The organism is Lelliottia sp. GFLA7 (assembly GCF_056490165.1).
Genome location: NZ_JBWLAQ010000003.1, coordinates 423,704 through 448,133 on the forward strand (window position 1 = coordinate 423,704; position 24,430 = coordinate 448,133).

Annotated in this window: 18 protein-coding genes and 1 riboswitch; of the genes, 4 read left to right on the forward strand and 14 right to left on the reverse strand. The window is 55.5% G+C overall.

The genetic code is table 11. The features are described from left to right. Positions 1–3: 3 nt before the first annotated feature. Genes rsmA through lptD form a run of 4 tightly spaced genes read right to left on the reverse strand, consistent with a single transcriptional unit; the run spans position 4 to position 5,493 of the window. Complete coding sequence (gene rsmA / locus AC07RN_RS12335) at positions 4–825, reverse strand: 16S rRNA (adenine(1518)-N(6)/adenine(1519)-N(6))-dimethyltransferase RsmA (protein ID WP_012016009.1); 822 nt, start codon at positions 823–825, stop codon at positions 4–6. Beyond that, the gene (pdxA, locus tag AC07RN_RS12340) at positions 822–1,808 is read right to left on the reverse strand and encodes a 4-hydroxythreonine-4-phosphate dehydrogenase PdxA (protein ID WP_478336483.1); all 987 of its coding nucleotides are present in this window, start codon (positions 1,806–1,808) and stop codon (positions 822–824) included. Before pdxA ends, rsmA begins: the two co-directional genes overlap by 4 nt. Next, positions 1,808–3,094, reverse strand: coding sequence for a peptidylprolyl isomerase SurA (gene surA / locus AC07RN_RS12345; protein WP_407436997.1), 1,287 nt, complete (start codon positions 3,092–3,094; stop codon positions 1,808–1,810). Before surA ends, pdxA begins: the two co-directional genes overlap by 1 nt. 53 nt (positions 3,095–3,147) lie before the next feature. Beyond that, positions 3,148–5,493 carry an LPS assembly protein LptD gene (gene lptD / locus AC07RN_RS12350; RefSeq protein WP_478336484.1) on the reverse strand — a complete coding sequence of 782 codons (2,346 nt, stop codon included), beginning with the start codon at positions 5,491–5,493 and terminating at the stop codon, positions 3,148–3,150. Positions 5,494–5,733: 240 nt separating this feature from the next. On the opposite strand from lptD, the gene djlA reads away from it, so the two are divergent. After that, entirely contained in the window at positions 5,734–6,555 is an 822-nt protein-coding gene (gene djlA, locus AC07RN_RS12355) for a co-chaperone DjlA (RefSeq protein ID WP_478336485.1), read from the forward strand. Positions 6,556–6,588: 33 nt separating this feature from the next. Here djlA and rluA read toward each other — a convergent pair whose 3' ends face one another. From rluA to araB, 6 genes are all read right to left on the reverse strand, one after another. Further along, positions 6,589–7,248 carry a bifunctional tRNA pseudouridine(32) synthase/23S rRNA pseudouridine(746) synthase RluA gene (gene rluA, locus AC07RN_RS12360; RefSeq protein ID WP_449554718.1) on the reverse strand — a complete coding sequence of 220 codons (660 nt, stop codon included), beginning with the start codon at positions 7,246–7,248 and terminating at the stop codon, positions 6,589–6,591. 12 nt (positions 7,249–7,260) lie between these two features. Further along, on the reverse strand, positions 7,261–10,167 hold the full coding sequence (rapA, locus tag AC07RN_RS12365) for an RNA polymerase-associated protein RapA (protein ID WP_478336486.1): 2,907 nt from the start codon (positions 10,165–10,167) through the stop codon (positions 7,261–7,263). Between the two features lie 128 nt (positions 10,168–10,295). Beyond that, the gene (gene polB / locus AC07RN_RS12370) at positions 10,296–12,653 is read right to left on the reverse strand and encodes a DNA polymerase II (RefSeq protein ID WP_478336487.1); all 2,358 of its coding nucleotides are present in this window, start codon (positions 12,651–12,653) and stop codon (positions 10,296–10,298) included. Between the two features lie 120 nt (positions 12,654–12,773). After that, positions 12,774–13,469 carry an L-ribulose-5-phosphate 4-epimerase gene (gene araD, locus AC07RN_RS12375; protein WP_478336488.1) on the reverse strand — a complete coding sequence of 232 codons (696 nt, stop codon included), beginning with the start codon at positions 13,467–13,469 and terminating at the stop codon, positions 12,774–12,776. A gap of 51 nt (positions 13,470–13,520) precedes the next feature. After that, positions 13,521–15,023 carry an L-arabinose isomerase gene (gene araA / locus AC07RN_RS12380; protein WP_012016018.1) on the reverse strand — a complete coding sequence of 501 codons (1,503 nt, stop codon included), beginning with the start codon at positions 15,021–15,023 and terminating at the stop codon, positions 13,521–13,523. 10 nt (positions 15,024–15,033) lie between these two features. Further along, positions 15,034–16,743 (reverse strand): ribulokinase, encoded by a 1,710-nt coding sequence (gene araB / locus AC07RN_RS12385; RefSeq protein WP_478336489.1) that lies wholly within the window; start codon positions 16,741–16,743, stop codon positions 15,034–15,036. A 336-nt stretch (positions 16,744–17,079) separates the two neighbouring features. Between araB and araC the strand changes: the two genes are divergently transcribed. Together araC and AC07RN_RS12395 are read left to right on the forward strand one after the other, a co-directional pair. Then, positions 17,080–17,922 carry an arabinose operon transcriptional regulator AraC gene (gene araC, locus AC07RN_RS12390; RefSeq protein WP_235134727.1) on the forward strand — a complete coding sequence of 281 codons (843 nt, stop codon included), beginning with the start codon at positions 17,080–17,082 and terminating at the stop codon, positions 17,920–17,922. A gap of 128 nt (positions 17,923–18,050) precedes the next feature. Further along, complete coding sequence (locus AC07RN_RS12395; protein WP_478336490.1) at positions 18,051–18,818, forward strand: DedA family protein; 768 nt, start codon at positions 18,051–18,053, stop codon at positions 18,816–18,818. A 265-nt stretch (positions 18,819–19,083) separates the two neighbouring features. Here AC07RN_RS12395 and thiQ read toward each other — a convergent pair whose 3' ends face one another. From thiQ to sgrR, 4 genes are all read right to left on the reverse strand, one after another. Then, the gene (gene thiQ / locus AC07RN_RS12400; protein ID WP_478336491.1) at positions 19,084–19,791 is read right to left on the reverse strand and encodes a thiamine ABC transporter ATP-binding protein ThiQ; all 708 of its coding nucleotides are present in this window, start codon (positions 19,789–19,791) and stop codon (positions 19,084–19,086) included. Continuing rightward, a complete protein-coding gene (gene thiP, locus AC07RN_RS12405) occupies positions 19,775–21,385 on the reverse strand; it encodes a thiamine/thiamine pyrophosphate ABC transporter permease ThiP (protein ID WP_478336492.1) in 1,611 nt (536 codons plus the stop codon). Before thiP ends, thiQ begins: the two co-directional genes overlap by 17 nt. Continuing rightward, positions 21,361–22,344 (reverse strand): thiamine ABC transporter substrate binding subunit, encoded by a 984-nt coding sequence (thiB, locus tag AC07RN_RS12410; RefSeq protein ID WP_478336493.1) that lies wholly within the window; start codon positions 22,342–22,344, stop codon positions 21,361–21,363. The genes thiP and thiB overlap by 25 nt, the downstream gene beginning before the upstream one ends. 31 nt (positions 22,345–22,375) lie before the next feature. Then, positions 22,376–22,476: riboswitch (TPP riboswitch) on the reverse strand. Between the two features lie 36 nt (positions 22,477–22,512). Further along, complete coding sequence (gene sgrR, locus AC07RN_RS12415) at positions 22,513–24,168, reverse strand: HTH-type transcriptional regulator SgrR (protein WP_478336494.1); 1,656 nt, start codon at positions 24,166–24,168, stop codon at positions 22,513–22,515. A gap of 88 nt (positions 24,169–24,256) precedes the next feature. On the opposite strand from sgrR, the gene sgrT reads away from it, so the two are divergent. Further along, positions 24,257–24,409: a glucose uptake inhibitor SgrT gene (sgrT, locus tag AC07RN_RS12420; protein ID WP_012016026.1), complete on the forward strand. Its 153-nt coding sequence runs from the start codon at positions 24,257–24,259 to the stop codon at positions 24,407–24,409. The last annotated feature ends 21 nt before the right edge of the window (positions 24,410–24,430 follow it).

Genomic DNA, 24,430 nt, shown 5'->3' on the forward strand with positions numbered 1-24,430 from the left:
GGCTTAGCTCTCCTTTGGCGGCGCGTTATCGCTAATGTAATTCGCTAACTTACAGTACTGCTCAACGGAAATGTTTTCCGCACGCATGGCCGGATCGATACCTAATTCAGTCAACACGTCTACGGTAAAGGTGTTACCGAGGCTGTTGCGAATCGTTTTACGGCGCTGGTTGAAGGCTTCTGTGGTGATGCGACTCAGCACGCGTAGCTCTTTGACCGGATGCGGCATGACAGCATGAGGAACCAGACGAACAACCGCAGATTCCACTTTTGGCGCGGGCGTAAAGGCCGTTGGCGGCACTTCCAGCACGGGGATTATCTGGCAGTAATACTGCGCCATCACGCTTAATCGACCATACGCTTTACTATTTGGCCCTGCAACCAGTCGGTTGACGACCTCTTTTTGCAACATAAAGTGCATGTCGGCAATGGCATCAGTATAGCTAAACAGATGGAACATCAGCGGCGTGGAGATGTTATATGGCAGGTTACCGAAAACACGCAGCGGCTGGCCCAGTTTTTCTGACAGCTCGGCAAAATTCATGGTCATGGCGTCTTGCTGATAAATGGTCAGCTTTGGCCCCAGGAACGGATGCGTTTTCAGACGCGCAGCCAGATCGCGATCCAGTTCGATAACGGTCATTTCGTCGAGACGCTCGCCTACTGGCTCGGTCAGGGCTGCAAGGCCTGGACCGATCTCGACCATAGCCTGGCCTTTTTGCGGATTGATGGCTGACACGATGCTTTCGATAACGAACTGATCGTTAAGGAAGTTTTGCCCGAAGCGTTTGCGGGCTAAGTGGCCCTGATGGACTCTAGTATTCATTGAGTATTAACAATCATTTTGATGGCGAGATTAAGCGCCGTAATAAAACTGCCGACATCCGCTTTGCCTTTTCCTGCCAGATCCAGCGCAGTACCGTGGTCAACGGACGTTCGAATAAAAGGTAAGCCGAGCGTGATATTCACTGCGCGACCAAATCCCTGGTATTTTAGCACGGGCAGGCCCTGATCGTGGTACATCGCGAGCACAGCATCCGCACTATCAAGATATTTTGGCTGAAAAAGGGTATCTGCTGGCAGCGGCCCGCTCAGATTCATCCCTTTTGCACGCATCTCATTCAGCACCGGAATGATCGTATCGATCTCTTCCGTACCCATATGCCCACCTTCGCCCGCATGCGGATTGAGGCCACAGACCAGCACGTGCGGATCGGCGATACCAAATTTGGTACGCAGATCGTGATGTAAAATCGTGATGATTTCACGCAGCAGTGCCGGTGTAATGGCGTCAGAGATGGCTTTGAGCGGCAAATGCGTTGTCGCCAGTGCAACGCGCAGCTCTTCTGTTGCCAGCATCATGACCACATTATCGCTGTGCGAGCGCTCTTCAAAGAATTCGGTATGCCCCGTGAAGGGGACGCCGGCTTCGTTGATGACGCCTTTATGAACCGGACCCGTGATCAGTGCCGCAAATTCGCCATTCAAACACCCATCACAGGCGCGAGCGAGCGTATCCACGACGTAGTGACCATTATCGGTGCTGAGAACGCCAGGCGTAGCAGGTTTGCGAAGTGCAACGGGGAGAAGCGTTAATGTGCCTTGCTGCTGCGGCACAGGTGGCTGGTCGGCCTTATAGGGCAAGAGCCTTAAAGGCAGACCGAGCATATTCGCTCGGTCTTGTAACAGTGTTGCGTCTGCGCAGACCACCAGCTCAACCGGCCAGCTACGTTGCGCGAGCTGGACGACGAGTTCAGGACCAATCCCGGCAGGCTCGCCGGGAGTGATGACAACACGCTGTGGTTGCATTAGTTGCTCAGTACTTTCACGTATGCACTGGCGCGTTGTTCCTGCATCCAGGTTGCCGCTTCTTCAGAGAATTTGCGGTTGAACAGCATACGGTAAGCTCTGTCTTTCTGCGCTGCGTCGGTTTTATCCACGTTGCGCGTATCCAGCAGTTCAATCAAATGCCAGCCGAAAGTAGAGTGCACCGGTGTGCTCATCTGGCCTTTGTTCAGCTTCATCAGCGCATCACGGAATGCCGGATCGTAGATATCAGCCGCTGCCCAGCCAAGGTCACCGCCCTGGTTAGCGGAACCGGGATCCTGAGAAAACTCTTTCGCCGCGTTAGCGAATGACGTTTTGCCGCTCTTGATATCAGCCGCAATCTGCTCCATCTTCACGCGGGCCTGATCGTCCGTCATGATTGGCGATGGTTTCAGCAAAATATGGCGAGCATGTACTTCCGTGACGGAGATATTCTGGCTCTGACCACGCATGTCGTTCACTTTCAGAATGTGGAAGCCCACGCCTGAACGAATCGGACCCACGATGTCGCCTTTCTTCGCCGTGCTCAGCGCCTGACCAAAGATAGAAGGCAGTTCCTGAATTCGACCCCAACCCATCTGGCCGCCTTTCAGCGCCTGCTGGTCAGCAGAATAGGTAATGGCGAGTTTACCGAAGTCACCGCCGTTACGCGCTTGTTCAACGATAGAACGCGCCTGGCTTTCAGCTTCAGCGGCCTGATCGGACGTTGGGTTTTCTGGCAGGGGTACCAGGATGTGGCTCAGGTTCAGCTCGGTGCTGGCATCATTCTGATTACCCACCTGCTTCGCCAACTGATCCACTTCCTGCGGCAGAATGGTGACGCGACGACGGACTTCGTTATTGCGCACTTCAGAAATCAGCATCTCTTTACGGATCTGATTACGATAGGTCGCATAGCTAATACCGTCATAGGCCAGACGGCTACGCATCTGATCTAACGTCATATTGTTCTGTTTAGAAATGTTAGCGATCGCCTGATCGAGCTGCTCGTCAGTGACTTTTACGCCCATTTTCTGGCCCATCTGCAACACGATCTGATCCATGATCAAACGTTCCAGGATCTGATGACGCAGCGTGGCGTCATCTGGAAGTTGCTGGCCTGCCTGGCCCGAGTTGAGCTTTACAGATTGCATCATGCCATCCACGTCGCTTTCAAGGACTACACCGTTATTCACAACGGCGGCGACTTTATCAACAACCTGTGGCGCGGCGAAGCTGGTGTTCGCAACCATAGCGATACCGAGCAGCAGCGTTTTCCAGTTCTTCATACTTTTTCCATTTCAATTAACCGCAAAGCGGATTGCGTTGTAAATCAAGCACATTACAGGGAACTACGGTATGGCAGAATGTTCGAACGCAGCATCTGCTGAGTGCCCAGACCGTAGTTGGAACTCAAGCCGCGTAATTCGATATTAAAGCCAATCACGTTATCGTATTTGCTCTGATTGTTGCTGGTATCCCAGCCATTAAGCTTACGCTCGTAACCGACGCGAATGGCATAACAGCAGGAGTTATATTGCAGACCTAACATCTGATCAGCTGCCTTGCTGGTATTGGTGTCGAAGTAGTACGCCCCAACGACAGACCAGCGATCGGCGATCGGCCAGCTTGCAGAACCCCCCACCTGAGAAATACCTTCTTTGTACTGCTCAGCCGTAAAGTTCGGCAATGTCGCCTGGATGTATTCCGGGCTGGCATAACGGTAGGTTAACTGCACCATTCGATCTTCATCACGACGATATTCAAGGGCGGTACTGCTCGTCGAGACATTATTCAGGCGCGTATCATATTGCACCCCACCGCGCAGACCCCAACGATCGGTCATACGCCAGTATGTGTCACCCGCCCAAACCAGCGAACCGGTTTTGTTGTCTTTTTCCCAGTTAATATCGTCATCACCGGTGCGCGACTCGGTGAAGTAGTAGATTTGACCCACAGAAACGTTAAAACGTTCAACGGCAGCATCATCATATACGCGGGTGGTGACACCAGAGGTCAACTGGTTTGCTGACGCGATACGGTCCAGACCGCCATAAGTACGGTCGCGGAACAGGCCGCTGTAATCCGATTGCAGGAATGCAGAGTCGTAGTTATTGATTTTGCTTTGATCGCGATAAGGCACGTACAAATACTGCATACGCGGCTCCAGCGTTTGGGTATAACCGCTCGCCAGATTCATATCACGTTCGAAAATCAGTTTCCCGTCCATCTTGAACTGCGGCAACGTACGGTTTACGGACTCTTCCAAATTTGCGTTATTGGTGGTGTTGTAATTATCGAGATTCTTTTGCTGGTAATGCGTCGCCATCAGCTTGGCTTCAGTATCCAGACTTGCCCAATCGTTGGACCACGGCAGATTCACTACCGGCTCAATGTGCAGACGCGTGGCTTCCGGCATATCGGAATTAGTGTTTACAAAATGCACAGCCTGACCGTAGATGCGCGTGTCGAACGGACCAACGTCATTTTGGTACCAGTTAACGTCCAACTGCGGTTCTGCACCGTAAACGCTACGCGTTTGGTTGCTAAAGACCTGGAACTGCTTGGACGATACCGTGGCGTTAAAGTTCTCTATTGCATAGCCAGCGCTGAATTTCTGCGTCGCATAACCGTCGGTACTGGAACCGTACTTAGAGGTAAAGTCGTTAAAGTAGTTTGAATCGCTGACTTTGGTGTAATCGACGTTAAAACGCCACACCTGATCCATGACGCCAGCGTGTTGCCAGTAGAATAGCCAACGGTGGCGATCGCCCTCAGTAGGGTGCTCATCTTCATAGACTTTATCTGAAGGCAGATAATCCAGCTCCATCAGACCTGCCCCAGCATGGGTCAGGTAGCGGAACTCATTCTCCCACATGATATTGCCGCGCTTGTGGATATAGTGCGGCGTAATCGTGGCGTCCATATTGGGCGCGATGTTCCAGTAATACGGCAGATAGAACTCAAAATAGTTCGTGGTGCTGTATTTGGCATTCGGGATTAAAAAGCCCGAGCGACGCTTATCGCCGATCGGCAACTGCAAATATGGGCTATAGAAAACAGGCACGGGGCCCAGTTTAAAGCGCGCATTCCAGATTTCAGCGACCTGCTCTTCACGGTCGTGAATCACTTCGCTACCCACCACGCTCCAGGTGTTTGAACCCGGGAGACAGGAGGTGAAAGATCCGTTATCGAGAATGGTATAGCGATTTTCACCGCGCTGTTTCATCAGATCCGCTTTACCACGGCCCTGACGACCCACCATCTGGTAATCACCTTCCCAGACGTTAGTGTCTTTTGTATTCAGATTTGACCAGGCTTTCGGACCTTTCAGGATGACCTGATTGTCGTCATAGTGCACATTGCCCAGTGCATCGACCGTGCGTACCGGAGCAGCCGCGCCTTCGGGCTGCTTCTGATGAAGTTGAACTTCATCTGCCTGCAAACGGCTGTTGCCTTGATTAATGTCGACATTGCCCGTAAACGTGGCGTTATCAGGGTAATTACCCTTTGCATTGTCGGCAGTAATAGTGACAGGCAAGCTGTTAGTATCACCCTGCACCAGCGGGCGATCATAGCTTGGGATGCCCAGCATACACTGCGAGGCGAGATCGGCGGCTAGCCCCTGTTGGCTATACAGGGCCGCACCAATCATTGTGGCCAGGAGGGTGGGGATACGTTTTTTCATACGTTGTATTTATTGTTCCATCATCAGTGGCGTTACGCTGGCAAACGGTCAGAGACTATCTTACTCATCAGCGCAGTGCCAGCGTTAATCCTGCCCGTTTGCGAGTCAGAGTGTTAGGCTCGCTATCGAATGACGAGTATGATAATGCAAATTATAGGCGATGTCCCTCAATTGACCGTGGCTCGACCACTGAGATAATGGAGTTGAGTCGGACCAGGAACATGACCGTACGGGGAGTATATGCAGTATTGGGGTAAAATAATTGGCGTCGCATTCGCATTATTGATGGGCGCAGGATTTTGGGGCGTCTTATTGGGCCTCATTATCGGCCATATGTTTGATAAAGCGCGCAGTCGCAAAATTGCGATGTTTGCCAACCAACGCGAGCGTCAGGCGCTGTTTTTCGCCACCACGTTCGAGGTGATGGGGCATTTAACCAAATCGAAAGGACGGGTCACAGAAGCCGACATTCAGATCGCCAGCGTATTCATGGATCGCATGAGTCTGCACGGTGAATCTCGTGTGGCGGCGCAAAACGCCTTTCGCATCGGTAAAGCGGATAATTACCCGCTGCGCGAGAAAATGCGTCAGTTCCGTAGCGTCTGCTTCGGGCGCTTTGATTTAATTAGGATGTTTCTGGAAATCCAGATTCAGGCAGCGTTTGCCGACGGCTCACTGCATCCGAACGAACGAGACGTACTGTATGTGATTGCTGAAGAGCTGGGTATTTCCCGTATGCAGTTCGAGCAGTTCTTGCGCATGATGCAGGGCGGAGCGCAGTTTGGCGGAGGCTATCAGCAACAGCAGCAATCCGCGGGCGGCGGCTGGCAACAGGCGCAGCGTGGCCCAACGCTGGAGGATGCCTGCAACGTATTAGGCGTTAAGCCGACTGACGATGCGACCACCATTAAGCGCGCCTATCGCAAGCAGATGAGCGAACATCACCCGGATAAACTGGTTGCTAAAGGGTTACCACCGGAAATGATGGAAATGGCGAAGCAGAAAGCGCAGGAAATTCAGAAAGCGTACGAGCTGATTAAAGAGCAGAAAGGCTTTAAATAATGCGGTGTCTGCCCGGTAAAAACCGGGCGGACATTAAAAGTCGGCAGGCGTTTTAAACGTCATCGACGTGCCAAACGCCGGATGGGTAATCGTCAGCATTTCAGCATGCAGCTGTAAACGCGGCGCCATTGCCAGCGCGTCCGGTGTCGCGTAAAAACGATCCCCCAGAATCGGATGACCCAACGCCAGCATGTGCACACGCAGCTGATGCGAACGTCCCGTAATCGGCTTAAGCAAAATGCGCGCGGTATTATCCGGCGCATATTCCAACACTTCATACTCTGTCTGCGCGGCTTTGCCGGTCTCAAAGCACACTTTTTGCTTTGGTCGGTTCGGCCAGTCACAGATCAGCGGTAAATCCACCAGCCCTTCCGCTTTTTCCGGATGTCCCCAGATCCGCGCGATGTACTGTTTCTTCGGCTCGCGATCGCGGAACTGACGCTTCAGTTCGCGCTCGGCGGCTTTGGTCAGAGCCACGACAATCACACCGCTGGTCGCCATATCCAGACGATGCACAGATTCTGCCTGCGGATGATCGCGCTGCACGCGGGTCATCACGCTGTCTTTGTGCTCCTCAAGACGGCCCGGCACGGATAACAAGCCGCTCGGCTTGTTAACCACCATAATATGCTCATCCTGATACAGAATGACCAGCCAGGGTTCCATCGGCGGATTGTAGGTCTCCATGATCATGTCGCGCTCCGTTTACTGATGCGTCACAACGATCAGACGCAGCGCATCCAGTCGCCAGCTCGCCTGATCCAGGCTTTCGAGCACCTGCTGACGGTTGCTCTCGATGGCAGCCAGTTCGTCGTCACGAATGTTCGGGTTCACGGCTCTTAACGCTTCCAGGCGAGAAAGTTCCGCCGAAAGTTTCTCGTCAGCTTCGCGACGCGCGGAATCGATCAGCGCTCGTGCGGCTTTCTCAATCTGCGCTTCGCCCTGTTGCAGAATGGCGTGCACGTCCTGTTGAACGGCATTCACCAGCTTGCTGCCCGTATGACGATTCACCGCGCTCAACTGACGGTTAAAGCTTTCAAACTCCACCTGAGCCGCCAGGTTGGTGCCGTTTTTGTCCAGCATCAGGCGCACCGGCGTTGCAGGCAGGAAGCGGTTAAGTTGCAGCTGTTTCGGTGCCTGCGCTTCGACGACATAGATCAGCTCAAGCAGCAAGGTCCCCACCGGCAGGGCTTTGTTTTTCAGCAGCGAAATGGTGCTGCTCCCGGTATCACCGGACAAAATCAGATCCAGGCCGTTACGAATCAGCGGGTGTTCCCAGGTAATGAACTGCGCGTCTTCACGAGAAAGTGCCACATCACGCTCAAAGGTGATGGTGCAGCCATCTTCCGGCAGGCCTGGGAAGTCAGGCACCAGCATGTGATCGGACGGCGTCAGAACAATCATGTTTTCGCCACGGTCGTCCTGGTTAATCCCCACGATATCAAACAGATTCATCGCGAAGCTGATCAGGCTGGTGTCGTCATCTTGTTCTTCAATGCTTTCTGCGAGGGCTTGCGCTTTCTCGCCGCCGTTGGAGTGGATCTCCAGCAGACGGTCACGGCCCTGTTCCAGCTGAATCTTCAGCGCATCGTGTTTTTCGCGACAGGTTTTGATCAGATCGTCAAAGCCGTCGGTATTTTCCGGCGATGCCAGGTAGCCAATCAAATCGCTATGCACCTGATCGTAAATGGTGCGTCCGGTCGGGCAGGTATGTTCAAACGCATCCAGCCCTTCGTGGAACCAACGCACCAACACGGACTGCGCGGTATTTTCCAGGTATGGAACGTGGATTTGAATATCATGCGCCTGACCAATACGGTCCAGACGGCCAATACGCTGCTCCAGCAGATCCGGGTTAAACGGCAGATCGAACATCACCAGTTTGCTGGCGAACTGGAAGTTACGCCCTTCTGAACCGATTTCGGAACACAGCAGAACCTGTGCGCCGCTGTCTTCTTCGCCAAACCATGCCGCCGCGCGGTCACGTTCGATGATAGACATCCCTTCGTGGAACACCGCTGCGCGAATACCTTCTCGCTCGCGCAGGACCTGTTCCAGCTGCAGCGCGGTGGCTGCTTTGGCGCAGATCACGAGCACTTTCTGCGAGCGATGGGCGGTCAAATAGCCCATCAACCATTCAACGCGTGGGTCGAAGTTCCACCAGGTTCCGGTATCGCCTTCAAATTCCTGATAAATCTGCTCCGGATAGAGCATATCGCGAGCGCGTTCTTCAGCACTTTTACGCGCACCCATAATTCCAGAAACTTTAATCGCCGTCTGGTACTGCGTCGGCAGCGGCAGTTTGATGGTGTGCAGTTCGCGTTTTGGGAAACCTTTCACACCGTTACGGGTGTTACGGAACAGCACGCGGCTGGTGCCGTGCCTGTCCATCAGCATGGAAACCAGTTCCTGACGCGCGGCATCAGCGCCGTCGCGGTCGCTGTTGGCCGTCTGAAGAAGCGGCTCAATATCCTGTTCCCCAATCAAATCGCTCAACGTATTGAGCTCATCGTTGGAAAGATGTTTGCCCGCCAGCAGCATGGCGACCGCATCGGCCACCGGACGGTAGTTCTGCTGTTCTTCAACAAACACGTCAAAGTCGTGGAAACGGTTGGGATCGAGCAGGCGCAGGCGCGCGAAATGGCTTTCGAGACCCAGCTGTTCTGGCGTTGCCGTCAGAAGCAGAATACCCGGGACGCGCTCCGCCAGCTGTTCAATCGCCATGTACTCGCGGCTTGGGGCGTTTTCGCTCCAGACCAGATGGTGCGCTTCATCGACAACCAGCAGATCCCACTCGGCATCGCAAAGATGCTCAAGGCGCTGCTTGCTGCGACGCACGAAGTCCAGGGAGCAAATCACCAGTTGTTCAGTTTCGAACGGGTTGTCGGCGTCGTGCTGAGCTTCGGCATAACGCTCGTCATCAAACAGGGAGAAACGCAGGTTAAAGCGGCGCAGCATTTCGACCAGCCACTGATGTTGCAGCGTTTCAGGCACCACAATCAACACACGTTCCGCGGCACCCGACAGCAACTGTTGGTGCAAAATCATGCCCGCTTCGATGGTTTTACCCAAGCCCACTTCATCTGCCAGCAGAACGCGCGGTGCGTGACGACGACCTACATCGTGAGCGATGTTGAGCTGATGGGGAATCAGGCTGGTGCGCTGTCCGCGCAGGCCGCTCCACGGCATACGGTACTGCTCGCTCTGGAACTTACGCGCGCGATAGCGCAGGGAGAAGCGGTCCATACGGTCAATCTGACCGGCGAACAGGCGATCCTGTGGCTTGCTGAACACCAGACGGCTGTCCAGCATCACCTCGCGCAGAACGACGTCTGCTTCATCGGTATCTAAACGCGTTCCGGTATAGGCGAGCAGCCCATTATCTTCTTTTACGTCTTCAATCTTCAGCTGCCAGCCTTCGTGGCTGGTAACGGTGTCGCCCGGATTAAACATGACACGGGTAACAGGGGAGTCATTGCGTGCATACAGACGGTTTTCACCGGTTGCAGGGAACATAATAGTGACCATTCGCGCATCCAGCGCCACTACTGTTCCTAATCCGAGTTCGCTTTCTGTATCGCTGATCCAGCGTTGACCAAGTGTAAAAGGCATAGTTGTTCGGCTCTAATCTTTAATTGCAGGCAATAGTTCAACCGCCGTCGTAGAATGACGGCCATCGAAAAAGGGTCCGGGAATGGAAAGGGCGCTATGGTACTGGATGACGGCGTTTTCGTCACGCGTCAAAATAGCCCAAGTTGTCCTGTCATGAGTGTAGCAAAATCATCGTCGACGAAAGGTAAAATTCCATCGGCGACGGGCATAAGCTGTCGCGTGAGGTAGTGATCATAGTCGAGCGGCGACTGTTGATAATCCACTGGCTCCGGGCCGCTGGTGGTCCACACATACTTAATAGTCCCCCTATTTTGATACTGCGGCGCGCGGCCACGGCGCACATTTTCCTCATCCGCCAGACGTGCCGCGCGTACGTGCGGGGGCACATTTCGCTGGTACTCTTCCAGTGGGCGGCGCAGGCGCTTGCGGTACACCAGTTGGCTATCCAGCTCACCGTCCATCAGGCTGGCAATCGTCTCGCGGACGTAATCCTGATACGGCTCGTTGCGAAACACGCGCAGATACAGCGTTTGCTGGAACTGCTGCGCCAGCGGCGTCCAGTCGGTGCGCACGGTTTCCAGGCCTTTAAACACCATGCGCTGTTCTGTGCCTTCCTGGATTAACCCCGCGTACCGTTTCTTGCTACCCTGTTCCGTACCGCGGATCGTGGGCATCAAAAACCGGCAAAAATGGGTTTCGAATTCCAGTTCCAGCGCGCTGGTTAAGCGCTCTTTTTGCAAATGATTGTGCCACCAGTCGTTCACGAAAGAGACCAGATGTTTACCGATTTTGGCGGCGTCCTCTTCGCTGTGCGCGCCTTTTAGCCAGACGAACGTCGAGTCGGTATCACCGTAAATCACGTCATAACCCTGCGACTCCACCAGCGCTTTCGTCTGGCGCATAATTTCGTGCCCACGCATGGTGATCGACGAGGCCAGACGCGGATCGAAGAAGCGGCAGGCGCTGGTACCCAGCACCCCGTAAAAAGCATTCATGATGATCTTCAGCGCCTGGGAGAGCGGCTTATTGCTCTGACGTTTGGCTTCTTCGCGGCCATGCCAGATCTGGCTAACGATCTCTGGCAGGCAGTTTTTCTCGCGCGAAAATCGTGCGCCTAAAAATCCTTCGGTACTGTGCGCCTCGTCGGGCTGCGCCATACCTTCCACCAGACCGACAGGATCGATCAGAAACGTGCGAATGATCGACGGATACAGACTTTTATAATCCAGCACCAGAACCGAGTCATACAGCCCAGGCCTTGAGTCCATGACATAGCCGCCAGGGCTGGCCTGGGGAGGCACTTCGCCAAGATTTGGCGCGACGTACCCGGCACGGTGCATGCGGGGAATATAGAGGTGGCCAAACGCGGCGACCGATCCGCCGTGACGATCGACCGCCAGACCGTTCACGGTCGCGCGTTCTAACAGGAACGGCATAATCTCCGTCTTGTGGAAAATGCGTGTCACCAGCTCGCAGTCTTTCAGGTTGTAGGTGGCCAGCGCCGGTTTATCTTCGTGAAAGCGTCGGTCGATCTCATCCATGCGATCCCACGGATTATCGATCGATTTCCCTTCACCGAGCAGCTCTCGCGACACCGCCTCCAGCGAGAAAGACGAAAAACTCCAGAAAGCGGATTTCAGCGCTTCGATGCCATCGATGATTAAACGGCCATTCGCCTGGGCGAAAAATACGCCGTTCTTGAAACCGTGCTCTCGCCACTCAAGCTCGCTATTGCCGCGCCCGAGGACCAGCGGAATGCGATAGCGTTCGGCGTGTTTTTGCAGGACGCGCAAATCAAATTGCACCACGTTCCAGCCGATGAGCACATCGGGATCGTGTTTCGCAAACCACTGATTCAGTTTTTCGAGTAATTGCGGGCGGCTGTTGACGTACTCAAGCTCAAAGTCCAACCCAGATGCATCGCCGTTTGGCGGCCCAAGCATATACACAATACGTTGCCCACAGCCTTCCAGCCCGATGCAGTAAAGCTCGCCGTGGCGCGTGGTTTCGATATCCAGCGACACCCATTTCAGGGGAGGACGATAGTGTGGATTGGGCTTAAGGCGGGCGTTAGTCAGCTTATTGCCTTGTGGCGTGCCGTCGACCCAAACGGGGGCGGTGATAAAACGCTCCATCAGGAAACGTTCAGGCGGGCGAATATCCGCTTCATACAGAGTAACGCCCGCTTCACGCAGCAGCTTTTCGTAACGCATCAGCTGGCGGTGGGCGCGACAATAAAGGCCGAATACGGGCTGGCGGTGGAAATCTTTCAGGTCCAGCGGCGTGATGCGCCAGCCGTTCTCACCGCGCAGCACATCCTTCGTTTTTTCGACGTGTTGTTCCGGGATAAACGCCACGGATTCCTGCGGCGGCAGCGTTACGTTTAGCGGGCCGTTGTCGGTCGCCAGCCAGAATTCGACCTCGGTCCCCTGCGGGGTATCCCGCCAGTGTCGGGTCAGTAAAAAGCCTTCTTGCGCCTGCGCCACGCCGTTATCCCATAAAACAAAACCAGGCCTGATTATAGCCTGGTTAAGGTTTTTATGCTGGGATTTTATACAGGTATTATGGCGTGTGATTTGCTGCTGTCTCACGGGGAGAGGGCGCGATCACTGGCCGTAATAGGCTTTCGCGCCGTGTTTGCGTAGATAGTGTTTATCCAGCAGCGTTTGTTGCATATCCGGCAGTTGCGGAGAGAGTTGCCGCGTAAAGATGCCCATATAGGCGATCTCTTCCAGCACGATGGCGTTATGCACCGCATCTTCGGCGTTTTTGCCCCACGCGAACGGGCCGTGAGAGTGCACCAGCACGCCCGGCATCTGCGCGGCATCGAGTCCCTGTTTTTCAAAGGTTTCGACAATCACGTTGCCGGTTTCCCACTCGTACTCGCCGTTGATTTCGCCGTCGGTCATTTTACGCGTGCAGGGCACCGCACCGTAGAAATAGTCCGCGTGCGTCGTGCCCGTCGCCGGGATGGAAAGCCCGGCCTGCGCCCAAATAGTGGCGTGGCGAGAGTGCGTGTGCACGATGCCGCCAATCGACGGAAATGACTGATACAGCAGGCGATGGGTCGGCGTATCAGAGGAGGGCTTTTTGTTGCCTTCCACCACTTCACCGGTCGCAATACTGACAACCACCATATCGTCGGCGGTCATCACCGTATAATCAACGCCGGACGGCTTGATGACAAACACGCCCTTTTCACGATCGACGGCGCTGACGTTGCCCCAGGTCAGCGTCACCAGATGATGTTTTGGCAGGGCCAAATTCGCGTCGAGCACCTGTCGTTTGAGATCTTCTAACATGCAATCCTCCAGGAAAAAAAGCCCGCCCTGCGGCAGGCTAAAGGTTCCCTGTTAACGTTTTGAACCGTAATACACTTCGTTCCAGCGCAGCGCGTCTTTAAACGCGGGCAGGCGGGTGTCGTTGTCGATAACGGTCAGTTCGATGTCGTGCAGCTCAGCGAACTGGCGCATGTCGTTCAGGTCCAGCGAATGGCTAAAGACGGTGTGGTGCGCACCACCGGCCACGATCCACGCTTCGGATGCAGTCGGCAGATCCGGCTGGGCTTTCCACAGCGCGTTTGCCACCGGCAGTTTCGGCAGAGAGTGCGGGGTTTCGACGGTGTCGACGCAGTTCACCAGCAGGCGGAAACGATCGCCCAGGTCGATGAGGCTGGCGTTAATCGCCGGGCCAGTACGGGTGTTGAAGATCAGGCGTGCCGGATCGGCTTTGCCGCCGATGCCCAGGTACTGCACGTCGAGGATCGGTTTCTCTTCAACGGCGATCGAAGGGCACACCTCCAGCATGTGCGAGCCCAGCACCAGATCGTTGCCGTTCTCGAAGTGGTAGGTGTAATCCTCCATAAATGAGGTGCCGCCCTGTAGACCGGTCGACATCACCTTCATGATGCGAAGCAGGGCGGCGGTTTTCCAGTCGCCTTCGCCCGCAAAGCCGTAGCCTTGCTGCATCAGACGTTGTACCGCCAGGCCAGGAAGCTGTTTCAGGCCGTGGAGATCTTCAAACGTGGTGGTGAACGCATGGAAGCCGCCCTGTTCAAGGAAGCGCTTCATGCCCAGCTCAATACGCGCAGCATCCAGCACGTTCTGGCGCTTATCGCCTTTAATCTGAGCGGCCGCGGTCAGGCGATAGCTGCTCTCGTATTCATCAACCAGCGCACTCACGTCGCCGTCGCTGATTTCATTCACGACCTGCACCAGATCGCCGACCGCCCAGGTATTCACCGAGAAGCCAAACTTGATCTGCGCGGCGACTTTATCGCCGTCGGTGACGGCCACTTCGCGCATGTTATCGCCGAAACGCACCACTTTCAGATGGCGGGTATCTTGTTTTGACACGGCCTGACGCATCCAGGAACCGATACGTTTCTGCGCCTGGCTGTCCTGCCAGTGACCGGTGACTACCGCGTGCTGCTGGCGCATACGTGCACCGATAAAACCAAACTCGCGGCCACCGTGTGCGGTCTGATTCAGGTTCATAAAGTCCATATCGATGCTGTCCCACGGCAGGGATGCGTTGAACTGGGTATGGAATTGCAGCAGCGGTTTATTGAGGATAGTCAGGCCGTTAATCCACATTTTGGCTGGAGAGAAGGTATGCAGCCACACCACCATACCGGCGCATTTGTCGTCGTAATTGGCGTCACGGCAGATGTGGGTGATTTCGTCTGGTGTGGTGCCAAGCGGTTTCAGCACCAGTTTGCACGGTAGTTTGGCTTCTGCGTTCAGCGCATTAACCACGTGTTCCGCATGTTGAGTCACCTGACGCAGCGCTTCCGGTCCATATAAATGCTGGCTGCCAATCACAAACCACACTTCATAATTATTAAAAATGGTCATTATCGTGTCCTTAATGTGTCAGGGTTGCCGGTTTTTCCGCGCTGGTTTTGGCGGGAGTGGCGACAGGGAGATAGTGTTGCTCGGCGCTTTTCGACCATTGCAGGTAGCGCTGATAAAGTTGTTCGAAGCGTTGTGCTTGCTGAGCGCGCGGCTGAAGCGTGTTTTCTACGGCGCTCGCCATGTGCTGTTGGGCAGTCGGGATATCGGCGTGAACGCCTGCCGCGACGGCGGCAAAAATCGCAGCACCCAGCGCGCAGCACTGGTCGGAGGCGACAATTTGCAGCGGACGGTTCAGCACGTCACAGCAGGCCTGCATGATCACCTGGTTTTTACGGGCGATGCCGCCCAGCGCCATCACCTCGTTTACGGCGATCCCTTGTCCGGTGAAGCACTCCATAATTGCGCGCGCACCAAACGCGGTTGCCGCAATCAGGCCGCCAAACAGCGCAGGCGCATCGGTTGCCAGGTTGAGATCGGTAATCACCCCTTTGAGGCGCTGGTTGGCAAACGGGGTACGGCGGCCGTTAAACCAGTCGAGCACCACCGGGAGATGGTCAAGAGACGGATTTTTTGCCCACGCTTCGGTGAGCTGTGGAAGCAGCTGTTTTTTGCTCGCGTCAATCTGCGGTTTCAGCTCCGGATGCGTCGCGGCCAGCTGATCCAGCGGCCAGCCCAGCACGCGGCCAAACCAGGCGTAGATATCGCCAAAGGCGGATTGGCCGGCTTCGAGACCGATAAAATCAGGGACGACACTGCCGTCAACCTGGCCGCAAATGCCTTTCACCGCGCGGTCGCCCACGGTGGCTTTATCGGCGGTCAGAATGTCGCAGGTGGATGTGCCGATCACTTTGACCAGCGTATTTGGCTGCGCACCCGCGCCAACGGCACCCATATGGCAGTCGAACGCGCCGCCGGAAATCGCCACGTTTTGTGGCAGACCCAAGCGTCGCGCCCACTCTTCATTGAGCGTGCCTACCGGGATATCGGCGGTGAAGGTGTCGGTAAAGAGCGGGTATTTCAGGCTCTGGTTGATGATCGGGTCGAGCTCATCAAAGAACGCAGCAGGTGGCAGACCGCCCCAGCTTTCGTGCCAGAGCGATTTATGCCCAGCGCTACAGCGCCCGCGGCGGATATCCTGCGGACGCGTGGTGCCGGACAGCAGCGCCGGAACCCAGTCGCACAGCTCAATCCACGAGACAGCAGCTTGCGCTACGGCAGGGTCCGCGCGGGTGACGTGCAGGATTTTTGCCCAGAACCACTCGCTGGAATAAATCCCGCCGATGTAGCGCGAGTAATCGGCTTTGCCTGGTTGATGGCATAAACGGGTGATGGCTTCGGCTTCTTCGACCGCGGTATGGTCTTTCCACAGCACGAACATGGCATTCGGGTTGTCGGCAAATTCAGGGCGCAGCGCCAGCACGCGGCCTTCAGCATCGACAGGCGCAGGCGTTGAGCCAGTGCTGTCCACGCCAATCCCGACAATCTGCGCACGCTGTTCTTCGCTTAACTCTGCCAGCACGGTTTTGATCGCCGCTTCCATCGATTCGATGTAATCACGCGGGTGATGGCGGAACTGATTATTTGGCGCATCGCAGTAACGCCCCTCTTGCCAGCGCGGATACCATTCGACGCTGGTCGCTATTTCCTGACCCGTACGACACTCCACCGCCAGAGCGCGTACCGAGTCACTTCCAAAATCGAGGCCAATCGCAATTGCCATTTCTGTTGCTCCATCAAAAAACGGGTATGAATCAACATTAGAGATTGAGGGAGAAAATCGTCAGGCAGGATCCGCTAATCTTATGGATTAAATTGCTGTTAAGGTTGAAAGTGTGACGCTGTGCAAATAATCAATGTGGACATTTCTGCCGTAGTTATAGACACTTTTGTTACTGCTGTTTCGTGTGAAGTGGCGGATAAATCTGGGATAAATGCTGAATTAAGGCGGATCGGAAAGCACGGGGATGCGATAAACGTCTTTTAACGCCCCATTTTTAGACTGCTTTTCTCGATATGGACAATTTGTTTCCTTCTTGACCGTTGGGAGTCACCAATTATGGCCGAAATACAAAACGATCCCTTGCTGCCGGGTTACTCCTTCAACGCCCATCTGGTCGCGGGTTTGACCCCCATTGAAGCCGACGGCTACCTCGACTTTTTTGTCGATCGGCCGCTGGGAATGAAGGGTTACATTCTGAATATCACCGTGCGTGGCGAAGGGGTTATCCAGAATAACGACAAGCAATTTGTCTGCCGTCCGGGGGATATTTTGCTGTTTCCACCGGGAGAAGTTCATCACTATGGACGTCATCCGGACGCCAAAGAGTGGTATCACCAGTGGGTCTATTTCCGCCCGCGTGCTTACTGGCAGGAGTGGCTGGCGTGGCCGGCGATTTTTGCGCACACCGGTTATTACCGGCCTGATGAGGCACACCAGGCGCAGTTTCGCGAACTGTTTGCCCAGATTATTGATGCACAGGTGGGCGGGCGCTACGCCGAACTTTTAGCGATAAATCTGCTGGAACAGCTGCTGCTACGGCGCATGGAGGCGATTAACGAATCGCTTAACCCGCCGCTGGATCACCGCGTGCGCGACGCATGTCAGTACATCAGCGACCATCTGGCGGACAGCCAGTTTGATATTGCCGGTGTCGCCCAGCACGTGTGTCTGTCGCCATCGCGTCTGTCGCACCTGTTTCGCCAGCAGCTTGGCGTCAGCGTGTTGAGCTGGCGAGAGGATCAGCGCATCAGTCAGGCCAAACTGTTGCTCAGCACTACGCGAATGCCGATCGCCACCGTCGGGCGCAACGTGGGCTTTGAAGATCAGCTCTATTTTTCGCGCGTATTCAAAAAATGTACCGGTGCCAGCCCCAGCGAATTCCGCGCCGGATGTGAATAAACGGTAAAAAAAATTAAACAAGCAGGTGAAGTCCGGCAGCAACCAGTAAACTATTCAGACAATTGTTGTCTTGACGCGGCAGGAAGCTCTTCGCAGAATCCCTGCTTCGTCATCTGACCGGAATCGTTATGCAGGCATTGCTGGAACATTTTATTACTCAATCCGTCGCGTATTCGCTGATTGCTGTCGCGCTGGTGGCCTTTCTGGAATCGCTGGCGCTGGTGGGATTGATTTTACCCGGGACAGTCATGATGGCGGGGCTTGGCGCGCTGATTGGCAGCGGGGAGGTTAACTTCTGGCAAGCATGGGTGGCCGGGATTATAGGCTGTCTGCTGGGCGACTGGCTGTCGTTCTGGCTGGGCTGGCGCTTCAAAAAGCCGCTGCACCGCTGGTCCTTCATGAAAAAGAACAAAGCGTTGCTCGATAAAACGGAACACGCTCTGCATCAGCACAGCATGTTTACCATTTTAGTGGGGCGATTTGTCGGCCCGACGCGTCCGCTGGTGCCGATGGTTGCCGGGATGCTGGATCTGCCGGTCGCCAAATTTATTCTGCCAAACGTCATCGGCTGCATCCTTTGGCCGCCGATCTATTTCCTCCCTGGGATCCTGGCCGGTGCGGCGACCGATATTCCTGTTGATGCCCAAAGCGGTCACTTCAAATGGCTGCTGTTAGCCACCGCGCTGATGCTGTGGGTCGGGGTTTGGCTATGCTGGCGTTTATGGCGCAGCGCGAAAGCCGGAACGGATCGTCTGACGCACTACCTGCCGCGCAGCCGTTTGATCTGGCTGGCACCGTTACTGCTGGGCGTTGCCGTGGTGGCGCTGGTATCGCTGATTCGTCATCCGCTGATGCCGGTATACGGTGAGATTTTACTGAAGGTGGTCAGCCGGTAATTGTCGTCTTTCCGTTAGCGGTTTTCTCTCTCCCTACGCGCACGTCGGTGGCTTTCTCCCTCTCCCTTTGCGCATGACGGCGGTTTTCTCCCTCTCCCTGCGCGCACGTCGGTGGCTTTCTCCCTCTCCCTGTGCGCACGTCGGCGGTTTTCTCTCTCCCCGTGCGCATGACGGGGGTTCTCTCTCTCTCCCTGTGCGCATGACGGCAGTTTTCTCCCTCTCCCTGTGGGAGAGGGTAGGGTGAGGGCATCAGACAACTCAGTATCTAAACCGGCTGCGAATGTATCCCCAACAGCGCTGAGGCGCTGGCGTTTCCGCTCAGCAGCGCCTGAGTCTCGCCGTCCCAGGCGATGCGCCCGTCGGCGATCACCACCGAACGCGGCGCAATTCTGGCGGCGTCTTCCACACTGTGCGACACCATCAGCATCGTGAGTTGCTTCTGGTGACACACGTCTTTGACCAGATGCAGCATCTCTTGGCGCAGTGCCGGGTCGAGCGCCGAGAACGGCTCATCAAGCAGTAAAATCGGCTGCTCCCGAACCAGACAGCGCGCCAGCGCCACACGCTGACGCTGTCCGCCGGACAGTTCTCCCGGCAAGCGATCGATAAAATCCATCAGCCCCATCTGTCGGGCGATATCTTCAAGCTTCTCGCGCTGCGCAGCCGTCAGTTTCAGTCCCGGATCCATTCCTAGCCCGATGTTCTGGCGGACCGTCAGATGGGTAAACAGATTATTTTCCTGAAACAGCATCGACACCGGACGCTGCGAGGGCGGCGTGTGGGTATGATCCTCACCGTTAATCGTCATCTCCCCGCGCGCGGGCGGCAGGAAACCGGCAATCAAATTGAGCAGCGTGCTTTTCCCCGCCCCACTGGGACCGAGGATCGCGATCATCTCCCCTTGCTGCGCGGTCAGGGTAAAACGCATCGGCAGGTGCTGGTAAAGCCAGGTTACATCAGTCAGTTTTAGCATCACGCCCCGGAAGTTTTTCGATAACAGTGAACAAGGTAAAGCACAGCAGCAGGAGTAGCAGCGCCGTGACCGCGCCATCCTGACTGCGATAGGAGCCGATTTGCTGGTAGAGCCAGAACGGCAGCGTGCGGAAATCGTCATTGCCAAACAGCGCCACGACGCCGAAATCGCCAATCGACAGCACGCTGGCAAAGGCCAGCGCCTGGGCAATGGGGCGTTTCAGTGCGCGGAGTTCGACCACTTTCAACCGCTGCCAGCCGCGCATTCCCAGTGACTGACAAAGCAGCGTGTAACGGGCGCTGACGTCGCGCATCGGGTTTTCCAGCACTTTGAGCGCGTAGGGTATTGCCATCAGCGCGTTGGTGAAAATCACGATGCCGTCCGCGTGCTCTGGTAGGCCGACAGTGCTGTTAAACAGCAAGAAGAAACCGGTCGCCAGCACAATGCCTGGCATCGCCAGAATCAGCATGCCGCTGAGCTCCAGCGCCTGTCCGGCGACTCTGGCCTGGCGCGCGTACAGCTCACGACTGCTCCACAACAGCATCATGGTCAGCAAGACGCACAGCAAACCGGCACCCAGTGCAATGCGCAGCGAGGTGCCCGTTGCTTGCCACAGCACCGGCTGTTGCAGTACTGAAACCACATTCTGATTGAGACCATCCACCACCACCGCGAGCAGCGGCGGGAGCAACAGCAGCAACGCCAGCGTGATGAGCGTGATGTCCGTAATGCGGCTGCGCCAGCGATCCTGCGGGTCGCGCCAGCCGCTGACCTGATGGCTGCCTACCGCAATGGCTTTGCTTAGACGCTGGCTGAGCAGCACCAGCCCCAGACAGCAAAACATCTGGACCATCGCCAGTATCGCCGCTCGGCCCGGATCGTAGTCAAAGCTCAGCGCCTGATAAATCGCGAGTTCAATGGTTGTCGCCTGCGGCCCACCACCCAGCGACAACACCGTCGCAAAGCTGGCGAAACAGAGCATGAAAATCAATGCGGCAACCGGGGGGATCTGGCGGCGCAGCCACGGCCATTCAACAAAACGGAAGAACGGCCAGCCGCGCATACCGAGCTGTGCGGCGAGCTGGCGCTGTTCTCCAGGGATATTTTCCAGCGCCTGTAAAAACAGTCGCGTCGCCATCGGCATATTGAAAAAGACGTGGGCCAGCAAAATGCCCTGCAGACCATAAGGCGAGAAGGTCCACTCGATACCGAAAACGTTGAGCAGCGCGGCGATCCAACCCTGTCGTCCGTAAACGCTCAGAATGCCGAATACGGCGACCAGCACCGGTAAAATCAGCGTCATGGCGCACAGGCGCAACAGGATTAGCCTGCCGGGAAAGCGGCGTCGATACAGGGCGCGAGCCAGAAAAATCGCCGGTACAACGGAGAGCAGGGCAGAGAGAAACGCCTGCCAGAAAGAGAAACGCACGACATGCCAGAGATAGCTGTCATGCCAAAGCGCGATGAGATCGCTCTCTGGTGCGTTAAACCACAGCGCCAGAAATGCGCCCAGGCTGACGACCACCATCAAAATGGCGGCAATCAGCCCAGGAATCAGCCAGCCGGGGATCAGCGGCTGACGGCGCGTTGCCATTCACTGATCCATGCGGCGCGCTGGCTGGAAACCTGTTGCGGGGTAAATTCCAGCGTGGTTTGTGGTTTGGTCAGCTGATCAAAACCTGCAGGCAGCGTCACGTTGGTTACCGGATACATCCAGTTGCCGGTCGGGATCGCATTCTGGAATGCCGGTGAGACCATAAATTTCAGGAACTTTTCAGCCAGTTCAGGCTGTTTACTGGCTGCCGTACGTGCGGCCACTTCCACCTGCAAATAGTGCCCCTCAGAGAAATTCGCCGCCGCGTAGTGGTCTTTTTTCTCTTCGATGATGTGATACGCCGGAGAGGTGGTGTAGCTCAGAACCAGATCGCTTTCGCCCTTAAGGAACAGGCCGTAGGCTTCACTCCAGCCTTTGGTGACGGTAACGGTTTTCGCCGCCAGCTTCTGCCATGCTTCTGGCGCTTTGTCACCGTAGACTTTTTGCATCCACAGCAGTAGGCCCAGACCCGGCGTGCTGGTGCGCGGATCCTGATAAATCACGCGCCATTTCTGGTCGCTCTCTACCAGTTCCTTCAGGCTTTTCGGTGGGTTTTTCAGCTTATTTTTGTCATACACAAACGCGAAGTAGCCGTAATCGAACGGCACGAACGTGTCATTTTTCCAGCCGCCGGGGACGTTAACCGCCTCGGAGGCCACGCCGCTTTTGGCGAACAGTTTGGTTTGTGAGGCCGCGTCCAGCAGATTGTTATCGAGACCCAGCACCACGTCGGCTTTGCTGTTTTTACCTTCCATGCGCAGACGGTTTAACAGCGAGACGCCATCTTCCAGCGCCACGAATTTCAGCTCGCAGTTGCAGTCGGCCTCAAAGGCTTTTTTGACGACCGGCCCAGGGCCCCAGTCAGCGGCAAAGGAGTCGTAGGTGTAGACCGTTAAGACGGGCTTGGCAAAAACAGGCAGCGCAAACAGCGCCAGCAGGGGGAGAACTTTTTTTAACACTTTGCACCTCAAAGTTGAGTGGCAAAGGATTTTGAGCGACAGCCTCAAATCCCTTCGCCGGCGTTATCCGGATCAGGTTCGACGGGTATTATCTCAGCGCACATCGTTGATGCAGCACCCCGTTGAGAACAGCAGTAGTGTAATGATTTGGTGAATATTACGAAAGTGTTATGGTTCCGGCGGTGCAAACCAGGCCGATTTAAAGTCAAACCAGCCTAAGGTGTTCATTCTCAAACCGCGCATACTGCGCTGCCCCTGGATCATCAGCCAGTGGTGGATAAGCGGAACCATCGCCTGCTGCGACAGCAATTGCTGGCACCAGACGGCGAGATTCATCTCTCCGGCGCGCCATTGTGCGGCGTCCTGCTGCCAGTCGCGAGCAATACAGTGCTGAATAAGCGGAATTTCAAACAGATGCGAGAACAGGGAGAAGTCGAGCGGCAGGGTGAAATTGGCGCTGTTGAGCCAGATATCGCTCACCGCTTCGCCGCGGTGCCACTCATCGTATTCCACTTCCTGAATCTCGAGCTTCACGCCCTCTGCCGCCAGCAGTTTGCTCATGATTCGGGCAATAAAGCGGTGTTCAACGTGCTCGCGATAATAGGTCAGGGTGATGGATTCCAGCCCGGCGGGTTTCTCGCCGCGTCCTGGACGGGCATGGTGCCAGCGAGGAAGGAGCCCATACGCCGGGAACCAGTAAGTCAGGTGCTGATCTTCCGCCTGATAAATCAGATTGGCAGGGGCGAGAATTTGGCTCACCCACTGGCGCACCTCACGGCTGGCTCCGCGATGCGTTCGGGCATCAAACAGCAGGTAGTAACAGCCCTCTTCAAGACGGCTCTCAACGGCTTTCTCGCCCTCGGTGGGGCCTTCCAGCGTCAGGCCAGGGCTGAACTCTTCGCTGATGTCGGGCAGCACCCAGACATTCACTTCGTCAATCAGTGCGCGATAACCAAAGTAATCATCAAAAGCGCGGATCTTGAGCTGATTATTGTTGTTGCGCGTCACCGCGTAAGGACCGGTGCCGACAGGCTGGCTGGCAAACTGGGGCATCGATTGCCACTCGTGCGGCAAAATCATCGACGGCACATAGCCCATCAACCACGGCAGCCATTGATCGGGTTGCGAAAGTTCGATATCCAGCGTCCAGGCCGTCGGTGAGTGGATGCGTGAGATATGCGAATAGAGCGGCAGCTCGCGGGCACGCTGCAGCGACGCGATAACATCGCCCATTTCCAGCTCACGGCCATGATGAAAATGAATGCCTGGACGTAAAAAGAAGCGCCAGTGCAGGGGCGAAAGCTGCTGCCAGTGGTGGGCGATATCGGCTTCCAGCTCCCCGTTTTCCTCATTTATTCGCGTCAGACCACTAAAGATCTGTCGTGCCATGTGCGTTTCGGATCGACGTAATGCGCTGCCGGGTAACAGGTTTTTCATCGGGCGATAGTAGAGAACGCGCAGAATATGGCGTCCCTGGCGGAAGCTACGGCCTAAATGCGAGACCAGCATTTGACGCACCGCAGCCTTATCGCCGACCAGTTGCACCAGTTGATCGATACGATCCTGCTCCAGCAGATCCTCGGCGCGCTGTTGTTGCAGGGCGAGACCGGTATAAAGGAACGTCAGGCGCGAGCGTTTACCGCGCCCGGCTTCGGCCTCCCAGTTGAGCCAGCCCTGCTGCTGCATAGTGTTGAGCAGCGTGCGCATATGACGGCGTGAGCAGTTTAGGAGTTCAGCCAGCTCGTTGAGCGTGGTCTCCCGCTCCTGACCCTCGCAGCACTGCCAGAGGCGGATGAATTGTTGTTGCAGACGACCTGACGCCATAAAAGGGGAACTCCTGCCAAAAAATCATCAATTTATTAATCCCTATATTAAGCCAATAATCATTTCCGATGAAGCAAGGGAGTGAACGATGAAGAGGTCAACCGCACGTCAGTTTTATCAGCAGTACTTTTTAGCGACAAAAGGAGTGTCCTGGCTGGCCCGCCAGTGCGCCGAGCAGCGGCTGAAAATGCTGGAAGAATTGATGCAGTGGGAGGTTACGCAAACGACTTCTGAACGCTGACTTGCCTCGATCATGTGTGAC